Source organism: Sphingobacteriales bacterium (genome assembly GCA_016706405.1).
In the GTDB taxonomy this organism is placed as follows: domain Bacteria; phylum Bacteroidota; class Bacteroidia; order Chitinophagales; family UBA2359; genus BJ6.
On the sequence record JADJJT010000001.1, the window covers coordinates 1097879 to 1110890 of the forward strand.

9 protein-coding genes and 1 tRNA gene are annotated in these 13012 nt (G+C 40.3%); 4 read left to right on the forward strand and 6 right to left on the reverse strand.

Features of this window, described 5'->3' with window-relative positions; translation table 11 throughout:
• Positions 1-32: 32 nt before the first annotated feature.
• The 4 genes from IPI59_04200 to IPI59_04215 all read right to left on the reverse strand — a co-directional run bounded on the left by IPI59_04200 (position 33) and on the right by IPI59_04215 (position 2786).
• Positions 33-839 (reverse strand): DUF1573 domain-containing protein, encoded by an 807-nt coding sequence (locus IPI59_04200; GenBank protein ID MBK7526755.1) that lies wholly within the window; start codon positions 837-839, stop codon positions 33-35.
• 118 nt (positions 840-957) lie between these two features.
• Positions 958-1278, reverse strand: coding sequence for a hypothetical protein (locus IPI59_04205; protein MBK7526756.1), 321 nt, complete (start codon positions 1276-1278; stop codon positions 958-960).
• A gap of 12 nt (positions 1279-1290) precedes the next feature.
• On the reverse strand, positions 1291-2403 hold the full coding sequence (locus tag IPI59_04210; GenBank protein ID MBK7526757.1) for an endonuclease/exonuclease/phosphatase family protein: 1113 nt from the start codon (positions 2401-2403) through the stop codon (positions 1291-1293).
• A 309-nt stretch (positions 2404-2712) separates the two neighbouring features.
• Positions 2713-2786, reverse strand: a tRNA-Ala gene (locus IPI59_04215).
• 161 nt (positions 2787-2947) lie between these two features.
• Here IPI59_04215 and IPI59_04220 point away from each other — a divergent pair.
• A complete protein-coding gene (locus tag IPI59_04220; protein MBK7526758.1) occupies positions 2948-3553 on the forward strand; it encodes an HAD-IIIA family hydrolase in 606 nt (201 codons plus the stop codon).
• Between the two features lie 32 nt (positions 3554-3585).
• Here IPI59_04220 and IPI59_04225 read toward each other — a convergent pair whose 3' ends face one another.
• Positions 3586-5679, reverse strand: a complete 2094-nt coding sequence (locus IPI59_04225; GenBank protein MBK7526759.1) for an OmpA family protein — start codon at positions 5677-5679, stop codon at positions 3586-3588.
• Between the two features lie 227 nt (positions 5680-5906).
• Here IPI59_04225 and IPI59_04230 point away from each other — a divergent pair, with 227 nt between their 5' ends.
• Positions 5907-7304, forward strand: coding sequence for a hypothetical protein (locus IPI59_04230; GenBank protein ID MBK7526760.1), 1398 nt, complete (start codon positions 5907-5909; stop codon positions 7302-7304).
• A gap of 106 nt (positions 7305-7410) precedes the next feature.
• Here IPI59_04230 and IPI59_04235 read toward each other — a convergent pair whose 3' ends face one another.
• Positions 7411-8577, reverse strand: coding sequence for an AI-2E family transporter (locus IPI59_04235; GenBank protein MBK7526761.1), 1167 nt, complete (start codon positions 8575-8577; stop codon positions 7411-7413).
• A 295-nt stretch (positions 8578-8872) separates the two neighbouring features.
• Here IPI59_04235 and IPI59_04240 point away from each other — a divergent pair, with 295 nt between their 5' ends.
• Both IPI59_04240 and IPI59_04245 read left to right on the forward strand, forming a co-directional pair.
• Positions 8873-10537 (forward strand): AMP-binding protein, encoded by a 1665-nt coding sequence (locus tag IPI59_04240; GenBank protein ID MBK7526762.1) that lies wholly within the window; start codon positions 8873-8875, stop codon positions 10535-10537.
• 308 nt (positions 10538-10845) lie between these two features.
• Complete coding sequence (locus IPI59_04245; GenBank protein MBK7526763.1) at positions 10846-12999, forward strand: RNA-binding transcriptional accessory protein; 2154 nt, start codon at positions 10846-10848, stop codon at positions 12997-12999.
• The last annotated feature ends 13 nt before the right edge of the window (positions 13000-13012 follow it).

Here is a 13012-nt window from a genome sequence, read left to right on the forward strand (position 1 = left end):
GATAAATAAATATCTATTTCTTTAATTGTTTGTTAATTTCCGCTACTTTTTAAGGGTATTTCGTTGGTAGCGTTTGCTTCAGGGGTAGGAAATTTTGGTGTTCCTCCGGATGCTTTTTTATCGTCTTTTTTAAAAGTAGTTACCACACCGTTTAAGGAAATAACTTTTTTGCCAATATTCGTATCCAACTCAATATTTTTACTTTGTACGCCCACTTTATTAGTGCTGTCAAAACTTACTTTTATTGCTGCTTTTTGGCCAGGTAAAATGGGTGCATTGGGGTATTCGGGTATAGTACAGCCGCATGTTGAAGTGGCGTTACGAATAATAAGTGGCTCTGAGCCTGTATTCGTAAAAACATACTCGTGATTAACTTTGTCGCCTATATAAACAAAGCCAAAATCCCAGCTTTCATGTTCAAAAACCATTTTAGCACCATTTGAACGTGCAATGGGAGTTGTAGCGGTATTATTGGCCGATGCTGATTTTGTTGGTGGTGTTTTTGACGTTAAATCAGCAGCTGAACCATTTTCAGTTATATTGGCAGACGATTTAACATTGCTTTTACCATTTGTTGTAGCATGTGTTGCAGTTGGTTCAGGTTGGGCGGCATTATTATTAGACGTTGCAATATTATTTTCAGGCTCAGTTATTGCTGCCGGTACGGTAGCATTATCGGCCATCATTTCGGTTGCCTGAGATGTAGTAGCAGGTACAGTTGTTTCGTTACCTTGATTAGTTGTTGTTTTTTCGGCAGCTGGAGCAGTAGAGCAACTATATATAATAATATTAATAACAATTAAGGCGGCAACAGCACTTAACAAGTATTTTAAAGACATTTTTATAAATTTTTACAAAAAAATTACAATTACAATGTGAAAGTACAGTGTTTTTTCTTTAAAACAAAATTTTTATTTAAAGTTAAAAAAATCCGAACAAAACTTTCTATTGCCTTCATTATTCTATGAATATTTGGTCTCGGAAATACCAAACCAGGGCAAATATTAATAAAATAGTTGTGCCTACCAAACCTTTAAGGGCTATACCGCGCTCTTGCCTCGAAAAAACTTGTAATGGTAAGATGTTTGCCACTACCGAAACTGTAGCCATAAACTTAATACTAAAAACACCTCCGGGTATTTTCAAGAAAAAGCCAATTAGCCAATCAAGCCCTAGCAATATAAAAAAACAGATAAACGGGGCAGTTACTCCGGCAATTATGCCGTTAAATACGGTATCGCCGGGGTCGTTATTAGAACCAAAGGAATGCTTATTCATAAAAATATATACTTAGAAATAAAGTTCGGCAGCTACCGCGTAATGGTCAGAGTTTTTGTAGGGCAGCACAATAAAACGACCTGTTTTAATAGTAGAACTGGTTAACACATAATCAATCCGGAGGTAGGGTAATGGCCCGGCATAAGTACCTCCTAAGCCTAATCCGGCTTCTAAGAAAGCATCTTTTAAGGTATTTCCTCTAATAGTTTTGTACGTAAATGAGGTTGGTGTGTCGTTAAAATCGCCACAAACAATTGCCCTGTGTGGCGACTGGGCAATGGCGGCGGCAACCGTTTGCGCTTGCGAACCGCGTTTTATATACGCATCTTTTAGTTTACCGACTATGTTTTCAACTGTTTTGGTATTCGCTTTTGTATTATTTTCCTTCGGAGTGGCAATATCTTGAATAAACTCCAACTCGCGGTCTGCCAAACTAAATGACTGTAAGTGCATATTAAATACTCTTACTGTATTTTGGTCGTCAATGGCTACATCAACCCAAGTAGCAGCATTTGTTTTTGAGTTCTCAAAAAGAAACTGCCCTTTATTTGTAATTGGGAGTTTTGAGAAAATTGCCAAACCCCACTCGTTTTTATTTTTGGTGGTTAGTGTATTAACAAAATAGCTATGTGGGTAACCTTCTTGCTCAAAATACGCAACGTTTTCAAAATTACCGCCTTTTTCGCTGTAAAAATCCTGAAAACATATAATATCGGGTGATTCTTGCCGTATTAAGCGGGCAATTTTATTGCGTGGTTCGGGGTCGCGCCTCCAGTTGTACAATTTAAAGTTTTGTACATTATAACTTAGTACTTTTATTTTTTGAAGCCCCTCAGTATCTACTTTAGGGTTTATGTTTAAGGCAAGTGTATTTTGCAGTAAATTAAACCCCAATGTCAATACCACCGCCGATAAAAAAGCTTGCAATTTGCGCCTAAACAGCCAAAATATAAAAAACCCAATATTTATGGCTACCATAACCGGAAAACTTAACCCCCAGGCCGCTATGAGCCAAAATTTATGTGCTGGCACGAGCGGGGCCAAATAAGTAATAGCCAATAGTACAGCAGCTACTATGTTAATGCCAAAAATAGAGTTGTTAATCCAAGCAAATAACCGTTTCATAGTGTTTTAGCGAAGACAACTTACAAATTAAAGCCAAAAAGCAAGCATTTAAGCTTTGAGTTAATTAAGTGCAATATTGTGTTTAGCTCAGAAAAAATGTAAAACGCGAAAATAGGCAAGATTTTTTAATCTTAAGCTAAAAAACTTTCCGGAGAAAAGAAAATTAAAACATAAACGGTATAAAAAGCAAAAAAGTGTGAATTTTAAGAAATTCACACTTTTTATTTTCTCTTTGAAACGCTAGTTAAATAGACAGACAATTACAGTTTCCTGAACTCCTTTGTTTGTAATGTTGCGTTTTAAAATTTGTGGAGAATATCGGAGTCGAACCGATGACCTCTTGCATGCCATGCAAGCGCTCTAGCCAGCTGAGCTAATCCCCCTTTTTGCTATTTTCTTTAGCGAGTGCAAAGGTAAGGTGATTTTTTTGCATTTGCAACCATCCGGATATTTTTTTTCATCCGGATATTATTGTAACCGAATCACCTCGGCGAAAAAAATCTTAACTTTGTAAGTTAAAATAAAGATTTAAAAAGAGAAAATAATGCCCTTGCTGCCTTTGCATTACCAGCACAAACTAATACAAAGTTGGCAAATTAACCCTTCGTGGACACTTTTTTTAGACCGCGATGGCGTAATTAACTACAATTTACCTAACCAGCCATATATTCAATACCCACACCAACTACAATACATTAATAACTCGCCCTATGCCTTGTCGCAGTTAATGCCGTTTTTTGGCCTAATAATAGTAGTTACCAACCAGCAAGCAATTGGCAAAAGTTTAATGACAAAAGACAATTTAAACGAAGTGTTTAAGGCCATGCAACAAACATTTTTACAAGGGGGTGCAAATATAAATGCTTATTATTATTGTCCCCATTTAAGTACGGTAAATTGTAGTTGCCGCAAGCCAAAAACACAAATGGCAATACAAGCCCAAGCCGATTTTTGCACTATTCAGTTTTCGCAGGCGGTAATGATTGGCGACCAACGCAGCGATATGTTGTTTGGCAAAAACATGGGCATGAAAACCGTTTTTTTAACGGCTAACTCGCCCCAGTACAACGCACCTCCTCCATTCGAGGCCGATGTAGTGTACCCAACTTTGCTCGATTTTGTTACCCAAGGTGTTTTACCTTCAGTATAAACCATTCAACACCCCAAGGCATATTAAAATTACTACAAAACCCTAAAAGTAGTGCGGCGGTTTTGCTCGTGCTCCTCGTCGGTACAATCAACACCATTGCGGCAATCGTTTACCAATTGGGTTTCGCCGTAACCGCGTGCTATTATCCGGTTAGTATCAATGCCTTTCAGCAATAAATAATCAACAGCCGATTGGGCGCGGCGTTGCGATAGCTCTAAATTATAGCGGTCGCTGCCACGCGCGTCTGTGTGCGAGCCAAGTTCAATCCGGATGTTTGGGTTTTCGAACAACATGGCAGCTAAGGCATCTAAGGTTGGGCGGGCATCTTCGCGTATGTCGGCTTTGTCAAAATCGTAGTAAATATTTTTAAGTACTACTTCTTTTTGTTTAAAGATGCGGTCTAAGGCAATTTGTGCAGAAACATAAACGGTATCATTTCCGGATGCTGCCGTTGTATTTAAAGGCGTTTTCCCTTTAGTGGAAACGTTGCTCGATTTTGTAAAAAATCCTTGTTGCGAGGCGGTAAGTTTGTAATCGGTATTAGGCTCGAGGGTCAGGTTGAACTGCCCTTTTGCATTGGTTACTATGCGCCTTGCAATATTGCTGTTGGTGCTTAGGCCCAATACCTCGGCAACGGCACTTGGCAAAGGTATTTGGTTAAGAACAGCACTATTTGGATTCGCAGGGTCGGTTAATTGATTTTCAAAAACTTGCCCTTGCAATATATAAACTGTTGTTTTGGGTTTTTCTATGGCTATTATGGGCGTATCAACGGTTGCGGGTGTTTTAGGTATTTCAAGCAAAATCCGGTAAATATCGTCGTTGCCGTTGCCTCCCTCGCGTGCAGAGGCAAAGTAGCCTGTTTGCTCCAAATCATCCAATAAACTGGGGTCAATGGCAGGGTCAAGTATCAAGCCAAAATCGTCGGCAGGCGAGTTAATAGGGGCTTGTAAATTTTGTGGATTTACCCATCTGTTTGTTTCCCAAGTAGCGGCAAAAACGTCTAAGCCGCCCATGCCTAAATGTCCGTCTGAGGCAAAATATAAACGTCCGTCAGCACCAAGTGCCGGAAAGCCGTCGTAACCATCGGTGTTTATTTCGGGGCCTAAATTTTCCGGATTACCCCAGCTACCATCCGGATTTTTGTGTGCAACATAAATATCTTTATTGCCAAATCCTTGTGGTGCATCGGCAACAAAATACAAATCTTTTCCGGTTGGCGATAAAAACGGCTGAGCCACGTTAATAGTGGCATCATCAAAAAGCACTACCGGTTGTGGTTTTAGCCAATTTTTTCCATCGGAGGTTTTGTATGCGTGGTATAGTTGGCAATAGTCGTCGGTATGATTTGGACTACCGCAGGCGGCAAAATATATTTCGGTAAAACTGTTGTTAAATGTGGCGGTGCCTTCAATAAATTCGGTGTTTATGCTATCCGGCAGTTGGGTTGGCGTCGAAAAAGTTTTGCCAAAATCGGCGGTTGTAGCTATAAAAAGGTCGGTATGTTTTTCACCTGTCCAGCCATAATTACGGCTGCCTCTTGCGGTTGCGCGGGCGCTGGTAAATACCAAATTATTTTGCTGGTAAAGAACGGGGGCAAAATCGGAGGCAGGGCTGTTTAGTTCCCATAAGTTTACAACCTTATAATTGGTGGGCATTTTAAGCCATTCACGGGCTTGTTTGCAGGCTTGCATGGCGCGGGCGGCGCGGGTGCGGTCGGCGGGGTTATTTAGGCCATATTCGTTAAAAATAGCTATGGCCTCGTCGTATTTGCCGTTTGCTTTAAGCATTAAACCATATTTATAAGTAGTAGCGGGGTCGCTGGCATACTCTAACGCACGGCTAAACCATTGCTCGGCTTCGCTGGTGCGGTTCGACAAGCGGTACGATTCGGCAATTTTGTAGGCAATTTCTGATTTTTTAATTAATTGCTCGGTGCGTTGATATTCATCGGTATAAAGTTTGGCGGCAACGGCATATTGCTTGTTTTGGTAGGCTGTAGCAGCATCAATAGGAGCTTGCAACAAACGACTACAGGCACTAAACTGAGTTAAAATAAGGAGAACAAAAAAAACAGAAACGGCAATTGCCACCAACGATTTAAAAAATGAACGAATTATGGTCATGCAAGGTAAAATAAGTAAACTTGTTTGATGTAGGGTGCAAAACTACTTATAATCTAAGGTATAAAATAATAAATATGGCAGCCAACTGTGGGTATTAAACGCAGCAATCCGTGTTTTTGTTGCTTTTATTGTAGCTATATATTAATCTGTGGGCTATTTTTGTTTTTTTAATTTAAGTTGTAAATTTGCCTCTTAATAAAAACATTATAATTTGTTTGTTTATTTTTATGCCCGATTCTGCTTTTTCTGTTCAAATATTGCCGAGGCAATGGAATTCTTTTAATAGGGTCTCTATTTTTGCTTTGTTCTTCTTTGTTTTTATTTTTTGTGGCTGCGACAATTATTGCCTACTCGACGCCAATTTGCTTACTAGTATCCACCAACAAACAACACCCAATAACGCACAACCTTTTACCGAAGGTATAGATGTGTATATTGATTTTTCGGATGGTATGCACCCCGCAATTCAACAAGCTAATGCCGAGTACAGGCAAGCCCTTTCATTGGCTGATAGCCCTACTACTCAGTATTTTGAGGTAGGTACCGAAACCAATTTAAAACCTAAAGGCAAAGAACAACTGCGCAACCCCGATTTAGTGAGTAGTTTTAGCGATAACGTGTCGAAAATTGACGTTCCATTGCAACGCATTGTTAAAACCAACAAACAAGCCATTTTAATTACCGATTTCGAACTTATTTCAGACGGCATTACCAAAGAGCAATATACACCACAGGGTAAATTTAAAACCATAATTAACCTGTCGAATTGGTCGAAACAGTTTTTTGCCGACTGGCTTGCGCGAGACGGCAACACCCTCGATATTTTTGCCAAACCGTTTACCAAAACCAATTCGGCAACTAAAACCAAACAAAATCAGCATTTATATTTTTTGGTGTTTACCCCTAACGAACTGCCAGCAGATGCCGAAAAAATAGTATCCGGTTTAAAACGCGATTTTCCGGGACTACCGCATTTTCAGTTTTCGCGCAGCAATTTTAATATCGTTACAGATTTTACCAAAAATCCGACCCCCACCAACAATGGCCTTAACGAGTACGTAGTGTTGCACAATTATATTGAAAACCCAAGCGAAAAATTTGCCTATTACCAAATTAATTTTAACGATTTAGGTAATTTAGACCAAGCTACAACCGACAAAAGTATTTTGCGTTATCTGTACTTTGACGACAATATGATGCTGTACGACAATTTTCAATTTACCCTTGAAGTTACTGATTTAACCGATAATTTGGCGGCATTTTGCGATAGCGTAGCCGTAGGAAGCGAAGGCAGCTATAAATTTTCTAAAGCACCCGCCGACAACCAACGCTTTGAATTAGTAACTAATAAATTAGAAAACAACCGATACGAATTATTATTGTACAAACATGCTAATTTTACCAGTTTAGACGGTTTGCCCAAAAAAATATATAAAGTTGATATTAAAATTGCCAGCGCCTCCTTAAACTTAAACGAACCCGCCATTGACCGCGTACTGCGCTGGAACGATGCGCGAGGTTTTTGGGTTGAAAGCTTGGCCTCGAGCCTTAAAAATGTGGTGCGGCAAGACCTAAAACCCAACAAAACTTTGCTCTACACTTATTATATTGAAGTGCAAAAGTAATTTAACTGGCTATAAGTTTTCGATGGTTTTGTGTAAGATGATTTAGCTTGAAATAAATCTTATTTTTATTCCGGATATTAGTTTATTGCTACAAGCGAAACCAATCTCAATCAACTGTATCCGGATGTTTGGATGGAGGTTGTTCGCTTTTGTTTAGGGTAGCGTGCTTTTGAAGTTCTAATTTTTGTAAAAAACGCTGGTAATACGTTAGCAACAAGGTGGTGGCGGGCAGGGCAATTATTAGGCCCAACATGCCCAGCAATTTACCCCAAACAGAAATAGATAACAAAATTATGGCCGAATTTAAGCCGGTTACATCGCCCATAATTTTGGGGTACAAAATAAAATCTTGCAAAAGGTGAATACCTAAAAAAATTAATAAAACTAACAGCATCATTACCCAAAAACTTTGCCCGGTTTCTAATGCGTGCATTAAGCCAAAAAATGCAGCCGGCACTAAGCCCAACCATTGCAAATAAGGCACCATACTTAACAAGCCAATTAACAAGCCCAGCACTATACCCAAAGGAAGGCCAATTAGGGCAAAACCAATGGCGGTGAGCACCCCAACAATAACGGCAATTATGGCCTGCGCTCTAAAATGTTTGGTCATGGCTGTATCTACGTCATCAGAAAAACGGTAAACCTGTTCGCGGTACTTGGCCGGCACTAACGATTTCCACCCCTCGGTAATGGTATCGTAATCGAGCAAAATAAATATAAGGTAGATTAAAATAATAGATGAGCCTACAACAATAGATAATAGATTAAGTGATCCGGAAAAAATAAAATTAACGCCCGGAAGTATTTTTTGCCCAAGTATGGCTGCTATATCTTCAATTTTATCGGCTGTAAACAAGGCCGACACATTGGCTTCGTTTAGATATTCGGTTATCCATTCAAGCCATTCTTTGGGTAAATATTCTAAGGTTTGCTGTTGTAGGGCTGGGTTGGCGGCAAAACGAGCTATGGCTTGCCCAATTTTTACTGCATCGTTTATTAAACGCGGAATGATGGCCCAAAGTGCCGCGCCAATTGTAGTAAGCACCAAAATTAAACTAATAATAACTGCGGCAATACGGCTTTTTATTTTGAGTTTGTGTTGCAAAAAGTGTACTAACGGGTTTATACACCACGCCAAGGCTACTGCTATTACAAATGGCAGTAATATATCGCTTAAATAACGCAATAAAAAAAATGCAACTATTACTAACACTACGTCAATTAAAAGACGAAAAACCTTATCGAGGGTGAAAGGCGTTTGCGAAAACATAATAATATAAAATTTTAATTGTGAGGTGAAACCGTATCAATTCTATAACTATCCGGCCAAGATACATATTTTTTTTGCTTCCTTAAGGCTATATGTTTTAATTTTTTTATCATAAAAAAACAGCTCATACAACTCTTTATTCAACTTTAATAAATCCATAAAACTAACAACTAAATATAATATTAATGAGGCAATTTACTTACCTTTACAACAACAAGTTTTTTAATTGCAAAACAGCTTTAAAACTAATATTACATCGTATTAACAACTCTACCCACTTTGTTATTTAATATATATGGAAACAAACACTATTTTATCGCCACTTGACATGTTGATGCTTCACGAGCGCCAACGCGGGCAGCAATTATTCTTAAATCAACCCTTAGAATCCGGAAAGATTTTAAGCTTTACCTGGTCAGAGGCCGGCCACCAGGCAAGGTGTATGGCCTCGGCATTGCGCGCAATGGGTTATCCTGCACAAAGTCGCATCGCCATCCTTTCAAAAAACTGCGCCCATTGGATTATTGCCGATTTAGCAATTATGATGGCCGGCTATGTTTCGGTGCCCATTTACCCAACCTCAACCGCCGATAGTATTACCTACGTGCTGCAACACTGCAATGCAAGGGCTATTTTTGTAGGTAAACTCGACGATTTTTCCAAACAACGCAGTGCCATAACTCCCGATACCAATATTATTAGCTTTGCCCATTATGGCCCCAACGAACCAGGCCTTCTAAATTGGGAAGATTTAACAAATACCAACGACCCTTTGCCCGTAGTTCCGGAATTAAATTTAGATACCATGGCAACCATTATTTATACCTCGGGCACCACGGGCACGCCCAAAGGAGTAGTGCATAGTTTCAGGGCTTTGGCCTGGGCTTTAACCAAAGCGCTCGAGGTAATTGAACTTGGTAAAGATGGCCGTTTTTTCTCGTATTTGCCCTTGGCACATATTGCCGAACGCATGTTGGTAGAATACGGCAGCATTTACACCGGAAATGCCATTTACTTCGCACAATCGCTCGATACTTTTGCAAACGATTTGCAAAAAGCCAGCCCAACTATATTTTTGGGTGTTCCGCGTATATGGACAAAATTTCAGATGGGAATTTTAAACAAACTGCCACAAAAAAAATTGAGCTTTTTATTAGGATTACCCATTGTTGGCAACCTTATCCGGAATAAATTAAAAAAAGCACTTGGCTTAAACAAGACCGAAATATGTTTATCCGGAGCTGCTCCTATATCGCCAAGTATCATCCTATGGTTTGAAAAAATTGGTATTCGTATTTGCGAAGTCTATGGATTGACAGAAAACGCCGCTTACTCGCATTTTAACTTAATAAACCAGCGCAAAGTGGGTTCGGTTGGCGTAGCATTGCCCGAAGTAAGCATTAAAATTGACCTCGAAACAAGCGAATTGCTGATGAAAAGCTCAGCACTAATGTTGGAATACTACTTAGAACCAGAACTTACCCACCAAACTATTGATACCGATGGTTGGCTGCACACCGGCGATATGGCCAAATTAGATGAAGATGGATTTTTGCACATCATTGGCCGGGTAAAAGAGTTGTTTAAAACCGAAAAAGGCAAATATATTGCCCCTTCACCCCTTGAAATTTTACTAATGCAAAATACCCTAATTGAGCAATGTTGTGTGGTCGGCGCAGGTTACCCGCAACCCATCGCTTTGTTGGTTTTAAGTGGCAGCGCGCAACACCAAGCGAAAGAAACTTTAACTCAGAGCCTCGCAGAAACTTTAACAAACCTAAACAATAAGCTTGAGGCTCATCAAAGAATTAAAAAAATGGTGGTCATAACACAACCCTGGACAACCGATAATGGCCTGCTTACCCCCACCTTAAAAGTAAAACGCGCACAAATTGAAGCTAAATACCAAAACTATTACGACAACTGGTATAAAAATATCGCCGAAATAATTTGGACCTAATTCTTAAAAATTGAAAATGGCTCGCAACAAATACTATCCTTACACCTATCCGGATAGCAGACCTATACAATTAATATAAGTACAGGTTTGAAACGAAGCGCTACTACAGTTTGAATCAGTTAAGGGGTAATTTTTAATTTCCGGATAATTTTTTCTTGGCTTTCCCGCCTGAACACAAGCTAATACAATACTTGTTTATTAGAAACAAAACAAAAGTCCAAGCATGGCCTAAAATACCTAACTTTGCAGCCCGCTATTTTTTACAATATCATATAAATATATGATGCAATAAGACAAGCAAATATTGCATGACCGACCAAAACTTAACAAGTATTTTGCAGCGTTTGGCTACCGAAACGGGCTTACCCATAGCACAAATACAGGCTGCTATTAATTTGCTCGATGCCGGTGCAACAATTCCATTTATTGCCCGTTACCGCAAAGAGGCAACCGGCAGTTTAAACGAGGTTCAAATTGCAGCCATCCGCGATGGCAAAGAACGCCTTGAAGCCTTAGCCGACCGCCGCGAAGCCATTTTATACAGTATAGAGCAGCAAGGCAAACTAAACCCGGCCTTAGAAGCGCAAATTAACGCCGCAACTACCCTTGCCGAACTCGAAGACCTTTACCTGCCTTACCGCCCCAAGCGCCGCACCCGCGCTACTATGGCTATTGAGCGCGGCCTCGAACCTTTAGCCAATGCCATTTTTGAGCAGCAACAAAACAATATAGAAACGTTGGCGCAACAATTTATTGACCCCGAAAAAGGAGTACCCGATGTCAAAACAGCCATTGCCGGCGCTTGCGATATATTGGCCGAACGCATGAACGAAGATGCCCCAGTGCGCGCTAAACTGCGCAACCTTTTTATGCGGAAAGGCGAAATTATTTCAATTATTCATCCGGATAAAGCTGAAACACCCGAAGCTGCTACCTACAAAGATTATTTTAACTGGCGCGAGCCAGCCGCCCGCATTCCATCTCACCGCCTATTGGCTATTTTGCGGGGAACCGCCGAAGACTTTTTGCGCCTAACAATTACTCCAGATGATGCCGATGTTGAAAATATACTTGACAGGCATTTTATCCGGAAACCTAACCACCCCAGCGCGAACTACCTTAAAATCACCCTTCGCGATGCGTGGAAACGCCTGCTTCATCCAAGCTTAGAAAACGAAGTCCGCAGCGAGCTAAAACAAAAAGCCGACAAAGATGCCATCAATGTTTTTGCCGCCAACTTGCGCGAACTATTGCTAACCCCTCCTTTGGGCGAGCACGCCGTTATGGGCATTGACCCTGGATATAGAACCGGCTGCAAACTCGTATGCCTAAATAAACAAGGTGATTTGCTATATAATACCACCATTTTTCCGCACGACAAAAGTAGTATGCGCCGCTACGAGGCAACAGATGCCATAGAAAACCTTTGTAGAACTTATCAAATTACGGCCATAGCCATTGGAAACGGCACGGCTGGGCGCGAAACTTTTCAGTTTGTAAAACAATTACAATTGCCTCAAATAGAAGTGGTAATGGTAAACGAAGCAGGTGCCTCTATTTATTCGGCCTCCGAAATTGCCCGCGAGGAGTTTCCTGATTATGATCTTACGGTGCGAGGTGCAATTTCTATTGGTAGGCGGCTAATTGACCCCTTAGCCGAATTGGTTAAAATTGACCCCAAAAGTATTGGCGTTGGGCAGTATCAGCACGATGTAAACCAAGCTGAACTTAAAAAAAGTTTAGATGATACTGTAATTAGTTGCGTAAATTTAGTTGGTGTTGAGGTCAATACTGCCAGTGCTGCTTTGTTGACTTATGTATCGGGAGTTGGGCCTAAATTAGCGCAAAATATTGTAGCTTACCGTACAGAAACCGGGAATTTTAAACGCCGGCAAGATTTGCAAAAAGTAAAAGGCTTAGGGCCAAAAGCATACGAGCAATGTGCCGGATTTTTGCGCATCCGGAATGGCGAAAACCCCTTAGATGCCAGCGCTGTGCATCCCGAATCGTACCCAATAGTTTTACAAATGGCTAAAGATGCTAACTGCTCGGTCGAGGCACTTATACAACAACCAACACTTAGGCAAAATATACAGTTAAAAAATTATATAACGGCAACTGTTGGTATGCCTACTTTAGCCGATATTATGGACGAGCTGGCCAAGCCCGGTCGCGACCCACGCCAACAATTTGAAAACGTACAATTTGACGATAATATTTCAAGCATTGACGACCTCCACGAAGGTATGGTTTTAAATGGTATTGTTACAAACGTTACTAATTTTGGTGCTTTTATTGATATTGGCGTTAAAGATAATGGTCTGATACATATCAGCGAAATGGCTGACCGATTTGTAAGCGACCCCCATAAAGTTTTAAAAGTGCATCAAAAAGTAAAAGTGCGTGTTATTAGCATTGATACCAACCGTAAACGCATTAACTTAAGTATGCGTGGAATTTAATTAACTTTACAAT